At 75.6% G+C, this 16241-nt stretch carries 17 protein-coding genes; 11 read left to right on the top strand and 6 right to left on the bottom strand.

Annotation, left to right across the window (positions count from 1 at the left end; translation table 11 throughout):
- Positions 1-3 precede the first annotated feature (3 nt).
- On the bottom strand, positions 4-909 hold the full coding sequence (locus EAH89_RS03840) for a glycosyltransferase family 9 protein (RefSeq protein ID WP_140881435.1): 906 nt from the start codon (positions 907-909) through the stop codon (positions 4-6).
- Between the two features lie 115 nt (positions 910-1024).
- On the opposite strand from EAH89_RS03840, the gene ygfZ reads away from it, so the two are divergent.
- From ygfZ to EAH89_RS03825, 3 genes are all read left to right on the top strand, one after another.
- Positions 1025-1855 (top strand): CAF17-like 4Fe-4S cluster assembly/insertion protein YgfZ, encoded by an 831-nt coding sequence (ygfZ, locus tag EAH89_RS03835; RefSeq protein WP_194152296.1) that lies wholly within the window; start codon positions 1025-1027, stop codon positions 1853-1855.
- Positions 1856-1994: 139 nt separating this feature from the next.
- A complete protein-coding gene (locus EAH89_RS03830) occupies positions 1995-2936 on the top strand; it encodes a 2-hydroxyacid dehydrogenase (RefSeq protein ID WP_140881434.1) in 942 nt (313 codons plus the stop codon).
- A 28-nt stretch (positions 2937-2964) separates the two neighbouring features.
- A complete protein-coding gene (locus EAH89_RS03825; protein ID WP_140881433.1) occupies positions 2965-3951 on the top strand; it encodes a Bug family tripartite tricarboxylate transporter substrate binding protein in 987 nt (328 codons plus the stop codon).
- A 7-nt stretch (positions 3952-3958) separates the two neighbouring features.
- Here the strand turns inward: EAH89_RS03825 and EAH89_RS03820 are convergent, their stop codons facing one another.
- From EAH89_RS03820 to EAH89_RS03810, 3 genes are all read right to left on the bottom strand, one after another.
- Positions 3959-4210 carry a hypothetical protein gene (locus EAH89_RS03820; protein ID WP_140881432.1) on the bottom strand — a complete coding sequence of 84 codons (252 nt, stop codon included), beginning with the start codon at positions 4208-4210 and terminating at the stop codon, positions 3959-3961.
- Positions 4211-4259: 49 nt separating this feature from the next.
- Positions 4260-5060 carry a DUF1194 domain-containing protein gene (locus tag EAH89_RS03815; protein WP_140881431.1) on the bottom strand — a complete coding sequence of 267 codons (801 nt, stop codon included), beginning with the start codon at positions 5058-5060 and terminating at the stop codon, positions 4260-4262.
- A 241-nt stretch (positions 5061-5301) separates the two neighbouring features.
- The gene (locus EAH89_RS03810; protein ID WP_140881430.1) at positions 5302-6339 is read right to left on the bottom strand and encodes an ABC transporter substrate-binding protein; all 1038 of its coding nucleotides are present in this window, start codon (positions 6337-6339) and stop codon (positions 5302-5304) included.
- Between the two features lie 63 nt (positions 6340-6402).
- Between EAH89_RS03810 and EAH89_RS03805 the strand changes: the two genes are divergently transcribed.
- The 8 genes from EAH89_RS03805 to EAH89_RS03770 all read left to right on the top strand — a co-directional run bounded on the left by EAH89_RS03805 (position 6403) and on the right by EAH89_RS03770 (position 14314).
- On the top strand, positions 6403-7881 hold the full coding sequence (locus EAH89_RS03805) for an amidase (RefSeq protein WP_140881429.1): 1479 nt from the start codon (positions 6403-6405) through the stop codon (positions 7879-7881).
- Between the two features lie 93 nt (positions 7882-7974).
- Entirely contained in the window at positions 7975-9024 is a 1050-nt protein-coding gene (locus EAH89_RS03800) for a ring-opening amidohydrolase (RefSeq protein WP_206667441.1), read from the top strand.
- Positions 9024-10217: an FAD-dependent oxidoreductase gene (locus tag EAH89_RS03795; RefSeq protein WP_140881428.1), complete on the top strand. Its 1194-nt coding sequence runs from the start codon at positions 9024-9026 to the stop codon at positions 10215-10217. Before EAH89_RS03800 ends, EAH89_RS03795 begins: the two co-directional genes overlap by 1 nt.
- A gap of 46 nt (positions 10218-10263) precedes the next feature.
- Entirely contained in the window at positions 10264-10827 is a 564-nt protein-coding gene (locus tag EAH89_RS03790; RefSeq protein ID WP_140881427.1) for a demethoxyubiquinone hydroxylase family protein, read from the top strand.
- A 2-nt stretch (positions 10828-10829) separates the two neighbouring features.
- Complete coding sequence (locus tag EAH89_RS03785) at positions 10830-11174, top strand: thiol-disulfide oxidoreductase DCC family protein (RefSeq protein WP_140881426.1); 345 nt, start codon at positions 10830-10832, stop codon at positions 11172-11174.
- The gene (locus EAH89_RS03780; protein ID WP_241666846.1) at positions 11171-11839 is read left to right on the top strand and encodes an SDR family NAD(P)-dependent oxidoreductase; all 669 of its coding nucleotides are present in this window, start codon (positions 11171-11173) and stop codon (positions 11837-11839) included. Before EAH89_RS03785 ends, EAH89_RS03780 begins: the two co-directional genes overlap by 4 nt.
- 73 nt (positions 11840-11912) lie before the next feature.
- Entirely contained in the window at positions 11913-13049 is a 1137-nt protein-coding gene (locus tag EAH89_RS03775; RefSeq protein WP_140881425.1) for a hypothetical protein, read from the top strand.
- Positions 13046-14314, top strand: a complete 1269-nt coding sequence (locus tag EAH89_RS03770; protein ID WP_140881424.1) for a hypothetical protein — start codon at positions 13046-13048, stop codon at positions 14312-14314. The genes EAH89_RS03775 and EAH89_RS03770 overlap by 4 nt, the downstream gene beginning before the upstream one ends.
- Positions 14315-14324: 10 nt before the next feature.
- Here EAH89_RS03770 and EAH89_RS03765 read toward each other — a convergent pair whose 3' ends face one another.
- Together EAH89_RS03765 and EAH89_RS03760 are read right to left on the bottom strand one after the other, a co-directional pair.
- Positions 14325-15233 (bottom strand): alpha/beta hydrolase, encoded by a 909-nt coding sequence (locus EAH89_RS03765; RefSeq protein WP_206667440.1) that lies wholly within the window; start codon positions 15231-15233, stop codon positions 14325-14327.
- A 20-nt stretch (positions 15234-15253) separates the two neighbouring features.
- Entirely contained in the window at positions 15254-16240 is a 987-nt protein-coding gene (locus EAH89_RS03760; RefSeq protein ID WP_140881423.1) for a tripartite tricarboxylate transporter substrate binding protein, read from the bottom strand.
- Between the last annotated feature and the right edge of the window lies 1 nt (position 16241).

Raw genomic sequence — 16241 nt, 5'->3', positions numbered from 1 at the left:
GGATCACGCGGGAATGGGCGCGGGCAGCAGCGCGCGGGCGGCCTCCAACGCGCGCTCGACCGAGAGGCCCGCCATGGTGCCGTCCGGCGCCACCGCCGCGCGGGCGGCGCGGCCGACCGGGCCGTATTCCCCGGCTGGCGTCGGCCCGAAGAGGCCGAGCGTCGGCGCCCCGGCCGCGGCCGAGAGGTGCATCAGCCCGGAATCATTCCCCACGAACAGCGCGGCGCGCGCGAGCAGCGCCGCCGCCTCGGGCAGGGAGAGCCGGCCCACGAGGTCGAGCGCGTCCGGCAGCGCCGCGACGACCGGGGCCGCCATGGCCCGCTCCGCCTCGCCCGGCCCGCCCAGCAGCACGGGGCGCGCGCCCGCCAGCGCCCCGCCCGGCCCGACCAGCGCGCGGGCGAGCGCCACGAAGCGCTCCGCTGGCCAGACCTTGCCGTCCCAGTTCGCGGTCGGCCCCAGCGCCAGCACCGGGCGCCCGTCCCCGAGGAGGGCCGCGGCGTGCGCGCTGTCCTCGGGCGCGAACCAGGCCACCGGCGGCGGCGGCGGGTCGAGGCGCAGCACGGCCGCGATGTGCCCGATGCGGTGGCCCGGCCGGCGCCCGCCGCGCATCACCACCCGCCGCCGCGCCGGCACCAGCCAGCCGAGCGCCGAGCCGCGGAGGTCCACCACGAGGTCCCAGACGGTGGTCGCGACCTGCCCCCAGAGGACCAGCCAGTGCATCGACATCGGCCGCTTGGCGACGACGATCGTGCACTCGCGCCCCGGCATCCGCGCGAAGACGCCCTCGGCCGCCGGGCCGCAGGCCACCGTAATCCGCGCGCCCGGATGGGTGCGGAGGAGGTGATCGAGCAGGCCGGTGGAGAGCACGGCGTCGCCGATCCGCGTGGAAGTGACGAAGAGGATGCGCATGGGCCGCGCCGGTCTAGCACGTCCGGCCCCGTTCGGGGCCAGGGGGATGGACGCCGGCGACGGCCCCACCGCGCGGGTGCTTGCGCCGGGCGGGGCGCCGCCCGATCTGCCCCCTATGCCCAGCGCCCCCCTTCCCGACCGCGGCCTCGTGGAGGTCGCCGGCCCCGACCGCGCCGCCTTCCTCCAGGGCCTCGTCTCCAACGACATGGCCCCCTTCGGCGGGGGCGAGGCGACGGGGATGGCCTGGTCCGCGCTTCTCTCCCCCCAGGGCAAGTGGCTCACCGACTTCCTCGCCTTCGAGGCGCCGGCCCTCGCGCCCGAGGCGATCCTCCTCGACGTACCGCGGGCCGACGCCGCGCTGCTGGTGGAGAAGCTCTCGCGCTTCCGGCTCCGCTCGAAGGTCGCGCTGGCGGACCGCTCGGGCGAGATCCCGGTCGGCGCCGTCTGGGGGGAGGAGCCGCCCCTGCTCGCCGTCGCCCGCCGCGACCCCCGCCTACCCGCGGCTGGCTGGCGCGTCTACGGCACGGCCCTGGGGGGCGACCCCGCCGACTACGACCGCCACCGCCTCGGGCTCGGCCTGCCCGAGGGCGCGCGCGACCTCGACCGGGACAAGACCGTGCTGCTCGAGGCCGGCTTCGACGAACTGGGCGGCGTCTCCTGGGAGAAGGGCTGCTACATGGGCCAGGAGCTGACGGCCCGCACGCGCTACCGCGGCCTGCTCAAGCGCCGGCTCGTGCCCGTGGCGGTGGAGGGTCCCCTCCCCCCGCGCGACGCGCCGGTCACGCTGGACGGCGCGACGGTCGGCGAGATGCGCTCGGGCCGGGACGGGATCGGGCTCGCGCTGCTGCGGCTGGAGGCGGCCCGGGCCGGCGCCCTCGCCTGCGGCACCGCGGTGCTGCGGCCGCGCGTGCCGGACTGGATGAGGCTCCCCGCCGCGGCGGCCTGAGCCCCCCTCGCTTGCCCCGCGCGGCCCGACGCCCCACCATCGCCCCCGCATGGCCGCCCCGCGCGGCCCCCGACGGAGGCGAGACAGTCCAGTGAATCCAGGCGTCCAGGAAGGTCAGAAACCGGCGGTGGAAGGCGGCATGCTGATCGCCCGCCGCATCACGGAGGCCGTGGCGGAGCGCGCGCGGCGCGAGTTCAGGGCCATCCTGGCCGACCACGACATGACGGCCGACGAGGCGCTCGCGATCGTCGCCGAGAAGCGGCTGGCCGCGCTTGTCACGGGCGGCAAGGTGCGGATCACCGCCGAGCATGCCGCGAAGCTGCCGCCGAGCCTCAAGATCGTCGCGAACACCAGCGTCGGCCACGACCACATGGATTCTGAGGCCGTGAAGGCCGCGGGCGTCGTCGTGACCAACACGCCGGACGTGCTGACGGACTGCACCGCCGACCTCGCCTTCATGCTCCTGCTCAACGCCTGCCGGCGCGGGCACGAGTACGAGGCGATCATGCGCGCGGGCTGGCGCAAGGGCTACGGCTTCCCCGACCACCTCGGCCTGCAGGTCAGCGGCCGGACGCTCGGCATCGTCGGCATGGGGCGCATCGGCCAGGCCATGGCGCAGCGCGCGCGCGGCTTCGGCATGCGGGTCCTCTACCACAACCGCCGCCGCCTGCCGGCCGAGCAGGAGATGGGCGCGGAATACGTGGACGACCTGCGCGCCATGCTCCCGCGCAGCCAGGTCCTGTCGCTCCACCTGCCGGGCGGCGAGGCGGGCACGCTGATGACGGCCGAGAACTTCGCCCTGCTGCCGCGCGGCGCCGTCTTCGTGAACACCGCCCGCGGGTCGCTGGTCGACGAGGACGCGCTGATCGAGGCGCTGAGGTCCGGCCATCTCTTCGCCGCCGGGCTCGACGTCTTCCGGCGCGAGCCCGACTTCGACCTCCGCTTCGCCGAGTTGCCCAACGTCTTCCTCACGCCCCACGTCGCGAGCGCCACGATCGAGACGCGCAACGCCATGGGGTTCAAGGCGCTCGACAACGTCGCCGCCGTGCTCGCGGGCCGGCCGCCGATCGACCCCGTCTGATCAACCGGCACGCCGAGGAGAAGAACCGATGAACCGTCGCCAGATGCTCGGCCTCGCCGCCGGTGGGCTCGCCGCGCCGATCCTCCGGCCGGGCCGGGCACGGGCCCAGGAGGCCTGGCCCTCCAAGCCCGTCACCATCATCGTGCCCTTCGCGCCCGGAAGCTCGTCCGACATCATCGCGCGGGCCATGGCCCAGGCGCTGCAGGTGTCGAGCGGCAAGGGCATCGTGGTCGAGAACCGGCCGGGCGCCACGGGCGAGATCGGGGCGCGCGTCGTCATCCGCGCCGCGCCCGACGGCGGCCTGCTGATGCACGCGCCGATCAGCACCTGGGCGATCAACGCGGCGCTGCGCCCGAACCTCAGCTACGACCCGACGCGCGACTTCACGGGGCTGATGCAGACCGTGCGCACGCCCAACGTGCTCGTCGTGAACCCGGACCAGGTCCCCGCCACCGACCTCGCGGGCTTCGTCGCCTGGCTGAAGCAGCGGGCGGGGCGCGCCGCCTACTCCAGTTCCGGCGTCGGCTCCTCGGACCACCTGACGGCCGAGATGTTCAAGCAGCGCACGGGCACGGAGGCCTCGCACATCCCCTATTCCGGCGGTGGCCCTGCGACGACGGACCTCATCGCCGGCAACGTGCAGTTCTCCTTCCAGAACCTTGGCTCCATCGCACCGCATATCCGCGACGGCCGCGTGCGGGCGATCGTGACGACGGCGAGCGCGCGCAACCTCATCCTGCCGGAGGCGCCGACCGCGACCGAGGCCGGGCTCGCCGACTTCGTCGTCTATTCCTGGCAGGCGCTGGGCGGGCCGCCGGGCATGGCGCCCGCGCTCGCCGCCCAGGTGCAGGCGGCCTGCGCCGCAGCGCTGCGCCAGCCGGAAACGGCGAAGCGCCTGACCGACCTCGGCTTCGAGATCGTCGCCAGCACGCAGGAAGCCTTCGCGGGCTTCCAGCGGGAGGAGATCGCCCGCTGGAAGGACGTGGTGCAGAAGGGCCGCATCGCCCCCGAGTAGCGGGGCGTCAGGCGAAGCGGCGGCGGGGCATCGGGCGGCGCGGCACGGGCTTCGGGCCCATGACGTCGTCGATCTCCGCCTTCGCCTTGTTCACGATCTCGATGAGCGTGGCGCTCCCGGCCGGCGGCTCCACCAGGCGCGGCCGGCCGAGCCGGGCGGGGGGATGCACGACGACGGAGCAGGACCCGTTGCCGCGCTCCTCGATCTCGAGCACGTGCTGGCGGTAGTCGCGGGTGGAGACGATCGTCAGGCGGGGCATGGGCGATGCTTTCGGTTGGTGCGAAGGAGGGGCGGAAGGCGGGCGCGCATCACGCGGCAACCCGGTCCACGCGGGGGAAGGGAAGGACGTCGCCGGCGAGGTGCCCGGCGGCCCCGAGGCCCGCCACCTCGCGCGCGATCTTGCGGCGCACGGCGCGGCCAAAGGCCTCGAAGCCCTCGGCCACCACGAGGAAGGCGCCGGGGCCGCCGATGACCTCGTCGCGATAGTAGTCCTCGAGCGCGGAGCCGCTGCCAGGCATCGGCGCGCGGTCCACGACGGCGAGGCCGTTGAGGACGATGCCGGCCTCCACCAGCCGCGCCCGCACCGGCTCCAGCCGCCGGCCCGCGTTGTTCATGCCGTCGCCGGAGATGTCGAGCACGCGGCGCGTCCCCTCGTAGGGCCCCTCCTCGTAGAGGCCCATCGCGTGCTCCATCGCGCCGGAGATGGAGGTGTAGCTGCCGGTGCGGCGGGGCGCGGCGTCGAGTGCCGCGGCGAAGCGCTCGGCCGAGGCGGCGTCATCGATCCGCGACCAGGGCACGAGGTTCTCCTGCGCGGCGGCGTCGGACCAGGTGAAGAGCGTGCAGGCGATGGCGCCGATGCCGCCGCCGGCGATGGAGCGGACCACCTGCGGGTCGCGGAAGGCCTCGGCGTAGCCGCGCATCTGCGCCTCGTGCTCCTCCGCGTCGATGGAGCGGCTGACGTCCACCGCCAGCACCAGCTCGACGTCCACGGCCTCGCGCGCGTCGTCCGGCGGCACGCCGCCGAGGGCCCGGGCGCGGCGGGCGCGGAGGATGGCGGGGGCACTGAGGACCCCGGCGCCGGAGAGGCGCAGAAGTTGGCGACGCTGCATCGGTCCCGTCCTTCAGGATGGGCCATGTCTGGCTTTCCCACCCGCCTCGCCGGCGGGCCTTTGTGCAATGCAGCATGACGGCGGAGAGTTGCGAATGCCAGCAATTTCGTGATGTCAATAGAGCTTCAGCGGAATTCACGAAATAGTGTTGCGGACAGGTGACATCCCTTCCGCCTCGTTTCCGAAGCGGGGGCGGGCACGGGCGGCCGGGGCCCTCTCGCGCCGCGGCCGCGCGGCTGGCTCAGAGGCGGCGCTCGGCGGCCGGGGGCAGGAAGCGGTCGGTGTAGATGTCCGCCACCTTCAGCCGCGGCGCCATGCCGTAGGCGCTCTCCACCGCCTCGATCGCCCGCTGGAAGCGCGCGGGGTCGGGGTTGGATAGGCCGTTCGCCATGACGTGGTCCGAGATGACCCCCTGCTCCATGCTGATCGCCTGACGCTCCGTCTCGATCGCGACGTCGGTGAGCGGCTCGACCTTCTTGAGCAGCGCGATGCTCTCCGCGCGGTTCGCGTTCGCGTAGATCAGGGCGCGGAACAGCGCGCGCTGGGCGTTGCGGACCACCTCGGGGTTGCGCTCGGCGAAGGCGCGCGTGGTCACGTAGCAGGTGCCCAGCAGGTCGAGGCCGTGGTCGCGGTAGTACATGACGCGCTGCTGCGGGAAGTCGAGACCGAGCGCCTTGAGCGACATGCCGACCGAGGTGATGGCGCCGGTCACGCCGTCCGCCCGCTTCTGCACGAGCATCGGCTCGCGCAGTTCCGGGCTCACCGTCATCCAGTTCACCTTGGCGGCGTCGACGCCCGCCGCCCGCGCGAAGGCGGGGAAGAGCTGCCGGCCCGCGTCCGATTCCGGCGCGGCGAGGGTCTTGCCCTCGAGGTCCTTCGGCGCCCGCACGGCGCCGTCCGCGCGGGTGACGGCGCAGAGCAGCGAGCGGTCGCCCCACAGGCCGACGATGGCGAGGCCCGCGCCCGGGTTCTCCGCCATGAACTTGATGACGGGGTTGATGTCGGCCTGGCCCATGTCGTAGGCGCCCGCCGCGATGTCGGTCGGCACGCGGCCGGAGCCGAAGCCGCGGTCGACCGTCGCGTCGATCCCGACTTCGCGGAAGAAGCCCTTCTCGTGCCCGAGCGTGACGTAGGCGTTCGGCCCCTGCTTCGCCCAGTCGAGCGCGAAGCGGAGCTTCGCCATCGGCTGCGCGCGGGCGAGGCGCGGCATGGCCAGGGCCGTGCCCGCGAGGGCCGCGCCCCCGGCCAGAAGCCCGCGCCTTGAGAGATGCCTGTTCATGGAGGAGCCCTTTCCGGAACCGGCGGAGGGAGCCGCCGCTTGCCCAGGGCTGCAGCAAGAAGGATGCCGCGCCCCGGCGCCCGCCCTGGCCCGCCCCCAGGCCTGGTGCTTGCATGGCGGCCGCCACGCCGGGAGTGCCGCGCCATCGATCCCTCCACCCTCTCCGCCGGGGCGCTCGTCGGCCTCTACCGCCGCGGCGCTCTCTCGCCCGTCGAGGCCGCGCGCGCCGCCCTCGGCCGCATCGCGCGGGGGAACCCGCGGTTGAACGCCGTGATCGCGCTCGACGAGGCGGGCGCGCGGGCGGCGGCCGCGCGCAGCGAGGCGCGCTGGCGCGCGGGTTGCCCCGCCGGCCCGCTCGACGGCGTGCCGCTGACCGTGAAGGACAACATCCCCGCCGCCGGCCTGCCCTGCCGCTGGGGCAGCCCGGCCTGGCCCGGCGGGGTCCCCGCGCGGGACGAGCTGCCCGTGGCCCGCCTCCGGGCGGGCGGCGCCGTCATCCTCGGCAAGACCAACGTCCCCGAGTTCACGCTGGAGGGCTACACCGACAACGCCCTCTTCGGCCCCACCCGCAACCCCTGGGACCCGCGCCTCACGCCCGGGGGGTCGAGCGGCGGCGCCGTGGCGGCGGTGGCCTCGGGCATGGGGCCGCTGGCCCTCGGCACGGACGGCGGCGGCTCGATCCGGCGCCCGGCCTCCCACACCGGCCTCGTCGGCCTCAAGCCCACGCCGGGGCGCGTGCCCCGGGCGGAGGGGCTGCCCGCCATCCTGCTGGACCTGGAGGTGATCGGCCCCATCGCCCGCACGGTGGCCGATGCCGCCCTCCTCCTCGCCGCCATCGCCGATCCCGCGCCGGAGGACCCGCTCTCCCGCGGGATCGAGCCCTTCGCGGCCCTCGATGCCGCGCCGCGGCTCCGCATCCGCTACGTCCCGCGCTTCGGCGCCTCCCCCGTGGACCCCGGCATCGCGACCTCGGTGGCGGTGGCGGCGGGGCGCCTCGCCGCGCTGGGCCACGCGGTGGAGGAGGGACCGCCGCCCTTCGACCCCGACGCCGTGCTGCCGCTGTTCCCAGCCATCGCGGGGGCGGGGCTCGCCTGGTTGCTGGGCAGCCTGCCCGGCCACCCGTCACCGTCCTCCCCGGCGCTGGCCGCCATGGCCGCGGCGGGGCGCGGGGCGGGGGCGGCGGCGCTCTTCGGCGCGCTCGACGCCATGGGCGCCTTCCGGCAGGCCATGGCGCTGTTCCTCACCCGGGACTGCGACGCCATCCTCACCCCCGCCGCCGCCGCCCTGCCCTGGCCCGCGCGGGAATCCCACCCGCCCGTGATCGACGGCCAGCCCGCCGGGCCGCGCGGCCACGCGGTCTTCACCAATTTCGCGAACCTGGGCGCGCTGCCCGCCATCGCCCTGCCCGGCGACCCCGTGGCGGGCCTGCCCGCCGGCTTCCAGCTCGTGGGCGCGCCGGGGAGCGAGGCCGCGCTGCTGGCCGTGGGCGCGGCCTACGAGGCGGCGCATCCCTGGGCCGACCGCTGGCCAGACCTCGCTTGAAGCGATGGGCTTGAAGCGTTGGGCTTGAAGCGATGGGCCTGAGCCGCTGGCGCGGCGCTTGCGACGCCGCGCGCACCCCACCGGAGCCCCGCCGTGCCGCGCCTCGTCATCCACCGCCTCCCCATGGCGCATCCCGGCGACGTCTCCGCCCTGGCCGCGCTGCTCGACCGCGGCGCGCTCGCCGCCGGGACGATCCGCGCGGTCATCGGCAAGACCGAGGGCAACGGCGGGCTGAACGACTTCACCCGCGGCTACTTCGCCCAATCCCTCCTGCACCTCCTCGCCTGCGCCACGGACGAGGCCGCGGAGGCGCTGGCCGCCCGCATCCCCTGCATGCTCTCGGGCGGGACGGAGGGCGTGCTCTCGCCCCACTACATGGTCTTCGCGGCGGAACCCGGCGAAGGACCGGAAGGCTTGGCCATCGGCACCGCCTTCGGCCCGCCCGTAGCCCCTGGCGACGTCGGGAACGACGCCCAGATCGCCCGCGTGGCCGAGGCCACCCGCGCCGCCATGGCCGACGCGGGCATCGACGACCCCGGGGCGGTCGCGCTGGTGCAGGTGAAGTCCCCCGCGGGCGGGCCCGGCCTGCTGCTGCGCTCGGTCGCCGCGGGCGCGATGGGCGCGGCGCTCGCGCTCGGCGACGTGCCGGCCGGGGCCGCGCGGGAGGCCGCGCTGCTGGCGGACCTCTCCCTCTTCTCCTCCCGCGTCAGCGCCTCCGCCGGGGTGGAGGTGGCGCGGGACGAGGTGGTGGTGCTCGGCACCGCTCGCGGCTGGTCGCCGGGCCTCTCGATCGCGGTGCGCCCCCTGGCGGACGCGCTGGACCTCGCGGCGGTGCAATCCGCCTTCCGGGCCGCGGGCCTCGCGGCCGACCCCGACGTGCCGCCCGGCCAGCGCGCGCGAATCCGCGCCGTCCTCGCCAAGGGGGAGCCGGACCGGAGCCTTCTCGTGCGCGGGCAGCGCCACACCATGCTCGGCGACACCGACCTCGACGCGCAGCGGCACCTGCGGGGGGCGCTCGGCGCGGTGATCGCCTCGGTGGCCGGCGACGGGCGCGTCTTCGTCTCGGGCGGCGCGGCCCACCAGGGCCCACCCGGCGGCGGGCTCGTCGCCGTCATCGCGGCCGGTAGCGGGGAGGAGGCGTGATGCGCATCGGGATCATCGGCAGCGGCGTCGCGGGCTCCCTCCTGGCGGAGGGGCTGCTCGGCTCGCCCGGCCACGAGGTCACCCTCTTCGAGCGCGCGGCGGCGGGCGAGCACGCGGAGGCCGGGACGGGGCTCAACCTCGGCCCCAACGCGCTGAAGGCGCTGCGCCTGCACGCCCCCGCGCGCCACGACGCCCTCCGCGCGACCTCCCTGCCCTGGCGCCGCTGGCGGGTGGACCTGACCGACGGCACGCCGCTGCTCGACCTCGACCTGCTCTCGGTGGCGGAGGAGCCGGGCGCCCGCATCCGCTGGTCGGAGCTCTACCGGGCGCTCCGCGCCCCCGTCGCCCCGCTCACGCGCCAGGGCCACGCGCTGGAGGCGCTGGAGGAGGACGCGGCGGGCCGCCTCGTGCCGGTCTTCGTCACCCCGGGCGGCGCGCTGGTGCGGGAGGGGGGCTTCGACCTGCTGGTCGGCGCGGACGGCCGCTACAGCCGGCTCCGCGCCCTCACGGCGGGCGACCCGGTGCCGGAGCATCTCGGCCTCTGCATCTGGCGGCTGCTGGTGAGCGACGCCGGCGACTGCCCCTTCGACGACTACGGCCAGTGGTTCCAGGGCAGCAACCGCCTGCTCGCCTTCCGCGTGCCGGGCGACGCCGTCTACGTCGCCGGCACCTTCCGCCTCGGCGGCGAGGTGCCGATCCCCGAGGAGGCTCGCACCGCCGCCCACCAGCGCGCCCTCTTCGCGCCCGCGGGCGCGGCCCCCTGCCCCGCCGTCGCCTGGATGCTCGACCGGATCGAGGCGGACGTGGCGGGCATCCACTGGGCGCGCACGCAGGAGGCGCCGGTGCTCCGCCACGCGGCCGGGGGGCGCGCCCTGTTCCTCGGCGACGCCGCCCAGGCCATGGTCCCCACCCTCGGCCAGGGCGCGACCCAGGCGATCGAGGACGGGGCCATCGCCGCCGGCATCCTCCGCGCCGGCGGCGACGCGGCCGCGGTCGCAGCCCGCCGCGACCCGCGCGTCGCCTTCGCCCGCCGCCTCTCCCGCGCCGCCAGCGACACCATCCTCGGCGAGGACCCGGTGGAGGGCACCCGTCGGAAGGGACGCGAGCCCTTCCTCGCGGAGCTTCGCCGCCTCTACACCGAGGTGCCCGGGCCCGGGGACGGTGCCCCGCCCGCCCGCGTCGAAGCCGCCTGAGCGCAACCCCGCTTGCGCCGCGCGCGGGCGGGGCAATCTGTTCGGCATGAGCACGACCACCCCCTTCGGCGCCGCGGACCTCGCCGGCCTCGCGCCCGGCGTCCCCGGCCTGATCGGCGACATCCGGTCCGACCACGCCGGGGAAACCGGCGCGGTGATGATCTACCGCGGCATCCTTGCGGCCTCGCGCGACGCGGCGGTGCGGCGCTTCTCGGAGCAGCACCTGGCGACGGAGCAGCACCACCTCGACCTGCTGGACGCCCTGCTGCCGCCGGGGCAGCGCAGCGTGCTGCTGCCAATCTGGCGCGTCGCCGGCTGGCTCACGGGCTTCCTGCCGGCGCTCGTCGGCCCGCGCGCCGTTTACGCGACGATCGACGCCGTCGAGACCTTCGTGGACCACCACTACGAGGAGCAGATCCGCAAGCTTCCCCTCACCGGCCCCGGCGGCGCCCTGCGCGAGACGCTGCTCGCCTGCCAGGCGGACGAGGTGCACCACCGCGACGAGGCGCGCGCCTTCCAGCAAGCCCCCGCCCGCCCCCTGCTGCGCGGCTGGGCCTTCCTGGTCGGCGCCGGCAGCAAGGCCGCCGTCGCGGCGGCGCGGCGGATCTAGGCATGCCCGGCGAGGTGGAGATCTACTACGACGGCGGCTGCCCGGTCTGCTCGCGCGAGATCGCGTTCTACCGCGCCCGCCCTGGCGCGGAGGGCTTCCGCTGGACCGACGTGAACGCGGAGGGCGCCCTCCTCGGCCCTGGACTGACGCGCGAGGCGGCGCTCGCCCGCATGCATGTCCGCCGCGCCGACGGCACGCTGCTCAGCGGCGCCGCCGCCTTCGGGGAGATGTGGCGCCACATGCCCGGCCTCGGCTGGCTGGGCCGGCTGGTCGCGCTCCCGCCCTTCGGCGCGGTGGCGGAACTCGGCTACCGCGGCTTCCTCCGCCTGCGCGGGCTCTGGCGTTGAGCGCCGTCGTCGTCGGCGCGACCGGCGGGATCGGCGCCGCGCTGGCGGAGGCGCTGGAGGCGCGCGGCGAATCCGTGCGGCGCCTCGGCCGCTCGACCTCCCCCTCCCTCGACCTGCTGGACGAGGCGAGCATCGCGGCCGCGGCGGAGGCGGCCGGGAGCGGGCTCCGCCTCGTCATCGACGCCACGGGCATGCTGCACGACGGGCGCTTCCAGCCCGAGAAGTCGCTTCGCGCAATCGACCCCGAGCACATGGCCCGCAGCTTCGCCGTCAACGCCACCGGCCCGGCGTTGCTGATGAAGCACTTCCTGCCGCGGCTGGCGCGCGACGGGCGCGCGGTCTTCGCCACCCTCTCGGCCCGGGTGGGCAGCATCGCCGACAACCACCTCGGCGGCTGGTACAGCTACCGCGCCTCGAAGGCGGCGCTGAACCAGCTCGTGCGCACGGCCGCGATCGAGTTCGCCCGCACCCGGCGGGAGGCAATCCTCGTTGCGCTGCACCCGGGCACGGTGGCGACGGGCCTCTCCACCCCCTTCGCGAAGGCAGGGCTGGAGGTGCAGTCGCCGCGCCAGTCCGCCGAGCGGCTTCTCGCGGTGATCGACGGGCTCGCCCCCGCGCAGACGGGCCTTCTCTTCGACCACCGGGGCCAGCCGATCCCGTTCTGATTCCGGTCGCGCTTCCGGCGGAAAAGGCGCGCGCGGCCACGCAATCTTAACCGTGCTCGCGCACCATCCGCCCATGTCCGCGCACGCCGAAGTGCCGCTCTCCCGTCTCACCGTGGAGGACGCGCGCCCCACGACCTTCCTCGAGCGCGGGGTGACGGTGCCCTTCACCACGCCCATGCTGCTGGGCAGCCGCGTCCGGCCCGGCCGGCGCGGGGAGCTGGAGATCGCGGTGCCAAGCCCGGCGGGGGTCCGCGGCTTCTACGTCCTTCCCCTTGAGGGCATCGGGGACATCTGCACGCCCACCCTGCACGACCGCCTGATGGTCGAGGTGCTGGCGGACACCTCGATCGTCACCCCGAACACCATCCTGCTCGTCTCGCGCGCCGTCGCCCAGGAAGGGCTGGCCGGCCGCGCCGCCGCCGCGGCGGCCGCCGCCGCGGAGAAGGCCGTCACCGGGCAGAGCCTTCTCACGAACTACATGCTCCTGCTGCACCTGATCGCGCAGACCGAGCACCCCGCGGAGTGCGAACGGCCGGCGGAGGAGGACGCGCCCGCCCAGGTGCAGGCCCGCGCGCAACGCGCCGTCGCCCGCGTGGCGCATGCGCTGGGCATGCCGACGGAGCGGGTGGTCGGCGCCCTCGAGGGACTCGCAATGGCCTATATCGACGTCGGCCTGCCCGGCGACCGGACGAAGGCGCGCTACCAGCGCCAGCTCCGCGAGATCGAAGCCCTGTCGGCCGAGACGGCGCGCTGGGCGGAAGCCTCGCTCGATTCCGGCCTCGCGGGCGCGGCGAGCCTCGTGTCCCGCTCGGCCTTCTTCACCGTGAGCTGCGGGCAGGTCGTCCTGTCGGACCTGCTGGCGCCGGTCGACGTGCTCCGCTCCCTCGTCATGCGCTGGGTCGCCGATCCCGAGGGCGTGCGCACGGATCTGAGCAAGCTCGCCTGGCTGCTCGACGGCTGGGCCATGATCCTCGGCATCTGGGAAAGCGCGGAGCGGATCGGCGTGCCCGCCGCCATCCACGAGATGTCCATCCTCGTGCCCTCCATGCCGCTCGAGGTGAACAAGTGGGTCAGCGGGCCGGAGTTCGACTACTTCGCCAACGAGCGGAAGCGCCACAGCCGGCTCGTCTCGCGGCTCGAGGAATGGCGGACCGGGCGGCAGGTCGACCTGGTCATGCGCAACGAGATGATCGTGAGGGACTTCGTTTGAGCGGCGCCGGCCTCTCCGACTTCCGCCGGCTGGGCGGCGCGCTGGCCCAGGCCTCCGCGGACCAGCTCGCGCGCGTGGTCTCCGTGATCGACGCCCTGCCCGACCGCGCGGAGGCCGACCTCATCCTCGACCGGGTGCGGCCGACGCTGCGCGGCCGCGGCGTGTCGCGCCCCCTCCGCTTCACGCGCCTGCTCTTCGCGCCGCTCGACGGGCTCATTGTCCCCGCCCCGGCCTGGCGGCCCGGCATGGCCGCCGTGCCGCGCCCGGCGCTCTCGCTCCTCGCGCGGGCGGTGCGCGACGCCCTCGGCGGCTTCGCGGCCGAGATCGAGGCGGCCTGCGCCGGCCGCACGCGGGAGGACGAGGCGGCGCTGCTCGCCCTCGGCGGCCGGCTCTGGCCCGCCGCGGCCGTCGTCCTGCCGGAGGCGGCGCCCGCCGTCTGGCGCGAGGCCGGCTTCGCCGCCGCGGACTACGAGCCGGTGCGCCAGCGCTGCGCGACCGCCTGGCGCCACGCCCTGGCCCTCCGGCCGGCGCAGGCCGCCGCCGCGGACGGGCCGCCGCCCGAGCTGTGCCGCGACGTCCTCTCCGCCGCCGTGGCCGAGGGGCCGGCCGCCTTCGAGGTGGTCCTCCGCCTGCTGCTCGCGGGCGCCGCGCGGCCGGCCGGGGTCGCCGCCCTCGCGCTGGAGGTCGCGCCGGGCGCCGGACCCGCCGTGATGCCGGCCGCGCAGCGCGCGCTGGACGACCTGCTGGCGAGTTCCGTCGAGCGCGTCTCGGCGCCCCTTCCCTCCGCGCCGGACGGCGGCCAGGCGGCGGTGGCCGCGGCCCAGGCGGCCTGCACGCTGGTCGAGGACCTGGAGGCCTCCAGCCTCCTGCGGACGCCCCAAAGGCGGGAGGGACTGCTCGCCCTCCGCCAGGCCGCCGACAAGGCCTGCCGCCGCGGCTTCTCGGACACGCTGACGCGCGGGTTCATGCAGCCCATGGCCTGCCTGCGCCGGGCGGACGCGGCCGATGCCGCCGCGGAGATCGAGCGGGCGGAGGACGCCGCGCGCTCGCTCCGGAAGATCGAGGCCGCGGGCCGCCGGCTGGGCGGCGCCGAGACCTACGACCGCGCGCTCCGCTCCGCCGCGGAGGCGGTGGCGGAGGACGCGAAGGCCGGCACGGCGCCGGCCGTGGGCCGGGCCGACGCCCTGCGCCTGACGGAGATCCTCCTCGGGCCCGACGCGGCCGAGCGCCTGCTGGGCGGCCCCCGCCGCAAGCGGCCGCGCTGAGCGGGCCGCCTCAGAGCGCGCGCGCGGGCGGCCGCAGGAACTCCTCCATCGCCTGGAAGAAAATCGCCCGGTTCTTCGACAGGTAGGAGACATGCGCCATGCCAGGGATGACGACGAAGCGCCGGTCGTTGGTGCCGAGCTTCGCGAAGTAGTCCAGCAGGTCCGCCTCCGTCGCGATGCCGTCGTGCTCGCCGCGCACGATCATGACGGGGCAGGTCAGCTTCTCCGGCGTGACCACCGGCAGGTTCGCGCACATGTCGAGGTAGGTGCCGGTCGGCATCGTGTCGCCGAGCGCGAGCTCGTAGTCGGCCAGCGCGTCGGCGATCCCCTCCTCCGAGGTGCCCGGCCGGTCGCGGTTGAAGATGGAGTGGAAGAAGGCGCGGTCCACCTTGCGGGTATGGGAGGACCGCCACTCCTCCAGCCGCTCCCGCCGCTTGATCAGCGTCGGCGCGCCCTCGCCGGTGTAGACGAAGGCGTCGAGGATCACGCGCTCCACCCGGTCCGGGTGCGCCTCCCCGAACAGCGCGGCCCGCAGCGCGCCGGAGGAGGAGCCGTAGAACATGGCGGAGCGGCGGCCGGTGCGCTCGAAGACCACGTCGGTCGCGGCGCGGAGGTCCTCCGCCGCCATGGAGAGGTTCGAGTTGGACGCCGTGCGGGAGGAGCGGCCGTAGCCCTCGAAGTCCATCGTCCAGACGTCGAAGCCGCGGCGCGCGAAGGCCTCCATAAAGGAGTAGCCGGGCTTGCCCGGCACCTCGAGGTCGAAGCCGCCCTGCCCACCGAAGGAGGAGCCGTGGACGAGGAAGAGGATGGGCAGGTCGCCCGCCCCCGCCAGCCGCTTGCGGTAGACGGCCAGGCGCACGTCGCCCTTCATCGCCCAGTGCTGCTCGGCCTCGATGGCGCCGCCCATGTTCGTGTCCATGCCCGTTCTCCCGATGGTGCTCATTCGGCCCGGAGGCCCGCGTCGCGGATGAGGTTGCGCCAGCGCGGCACGCTGTCGCGCACGAGCGCGCCGAGCCGCTCCGGCGGGCCGCCCACGATCTCGAAGCCGCTCTCCAGCAGGGTCTGTCGCACGGCGGGTTCCGCCAGTGCCGCGTTGGCCCATTCGTTCAGCCGGGCCACGACCGGCGCGGGCGTGCCGGCGGGGGCGAGCAGGCCGTACCAGTTCGGCACGTCGTAGCCGGGGATCGACACCTCGGCGACGGTGGGCACGTCCGGCAGCAGTGGGAAGCGCTGGGGCGTCGTGATGGCCAGCGGCACCACCTGCCCGCCGCGGATGAGGCCGATCACCGCGCCGAGCGTCACGAAGGCCGCGTCCACGTTCCCCGCCATCAGGTCGTTCATCGGCGTGGACCCACCGCGGTAGGGGATGACGGACCAGCGCGCCCCCGTCTCGTGCTGGATCACCGCGCCCGAGAGGTGCCCGCCGCTGCCGAAGCCCGAGATCGCCACCTGCAGCCGGTTGGGCTCGCGCTTCGCGATCTCCATGAACTCGGCGAAGGTCTTGGCGGGGCCGTTGCGGTGCGTCACCAGCACGTGCGGGATGCGCGCCATCAGCGCGACCGGCGCGAAGTTCGCGACGGGGTCGTAGCCGGCGTCGCGGAAGAGGCTGGGGTTCACCGTCAGCGAGTCCACGGCCACGAGCAGCGTCTGCCCATCGGGCGCGGACCCGGCGACGAGCTGGTAGGCGAGGTTGCCGCCCGCGCCCGGCCGGTTCTCGACGAAGAAGGTGCCGCGCCCCTTCTTCACGAGCTCGTCCGCCAGCACGCGGCCGATCGTGTCGGTGGAGCCGCCCGGCGCCACCGGCAGCACGATGCGCACGGGGCGCGAGGGGTATCCCTCCGCCGGCTGCGCCCGCCCCGCGCGCGGCGCGATCAGCCCCGCCGCGGCGATCGCCGCGATGCCGCGGCGCCCCATTCCCTCGCGCATG

It is taken from the genome of Muricoccus nepalensis, from assembly GCF_006438825.1.
Taxonomy (GTDB): Bacteria; Pseudomonadota; Alphaproteobacteria; order Acetobacterales; family Acetobacteraceae; genus Roseomonas; species Roseomonas nepalensis.
This window is presented reverse-complemented; position numbering and strand designations above follow the sequence as displayed.

What these genes read in the sequence shown, in the direction of transcription:
- EAH89_RS03840 (WP_140881435.1), bottom strand. Translation starts at nt 909, where the DNA reads ATGCGCATCCTCTTCGTCACTTCCACGCGGATCGGCGACGCCGTGCTC.
- ygfZ (WP_194152296.1), top strand. Translation starts at nt 1,025, where the DNA reads ATGCCCAGCGCCCCCCTTCCCGACCGCGGCCTCGTGGAGGTCGCCGGC.
- EAH89_RS03830 (WP_140881434.1), top strand. Translation starts at nt 1,995, where the DNA reads ATGCTGATCGCCCGCCGCATCACGGAGGCCGTGGCGGAGCGCGCGCGG.
- EAH89_RS03825 (WP_140881433.1), top strand. Translation starts at nt 2,965, where the DNA reads ATGAACCGTCGCCAGATGCTCGGCCTCGCCGCCGGTGGGCTCGCCGCG.
- EAH89_RS03820 (WP_140881432.1), bottom strand. Translation starts at nt 4,210, where the DNA reads ATGCCCCGCCTGACGATCGTCTCCACCCGCGACTACCGCCAGCACGTG.
- EAH89_RS03815 (WP_140881431.1), bottom strand. Translation starts at nt 5,060, where the DNA reads ATGCAGCGTCGCCAACTTCTGCGCCTCTCCGGCGCCGGGGTCCTCAGT.
- EAH89_RS03810 (WP_140881430.1), bottom strand. Translation starts at nt 6,339, where the DNA reads ATGAACAGGCATCTCTCAAGGCGCGGGCTTCTGGCCGGGGGCGCGGCC.
- EAH89_RS03805 (WP_140881429.1), top strand. Translation starts at nt 6,403, where the DNA reads ATGCCGCGCCCCGGCGCCCGCCCTGGCCCGCCCCCAGGCCTGGTGCTT.
- EAH89_RS03795 (WP_140881428.1), top strand. Translation starts at nt 9,024, where the DNA reads ATGCGCATCGGGATCATCGGCAGCGGCGTCGCGGGCTCCCTCCTGGCG.
- EAH89_RS03790 (WP_140881427.1), top strand. Translation starts at nt 10,264, where the DNA reads ATGAGCACGACCACCCCCTTCGGCGCCGCGGACCTCGCCGGCCTCGCG.
- EAH89_RS03785 (WP_140881426.1), top strand. Translation starts at nt 10,830, where the DNA reads ATGCCCGGCGAGGTGGAGATCTACTACGACGGCGGCTGCCCGGTCTGC.
- EAH89_RS03775 (WP_140881425.1), top strand. Translation starts at nt 11,913, where the DNA reads ATGTCCGCGCACGCCGAAGTGCCGCTCTCCCGTCTCACCGTGGAGGAC.
- EAH89_RS03765 (WP_206667440.1), bottom strand. Translation starts at nt 15,233, where the DNA reads ATGGACACGAACATGGGCGGCGCCATCGAGGCCGAGCAGCACTGGGCG.
- EAH89_RS03760 (WP_140881423.1), bottom strand. Translation starts at nt 16,240, where the DNA reads ATGCGCGAGGGAATGGGGCGCCGCGGCATCGCGGCGATCGCCGCGGCG.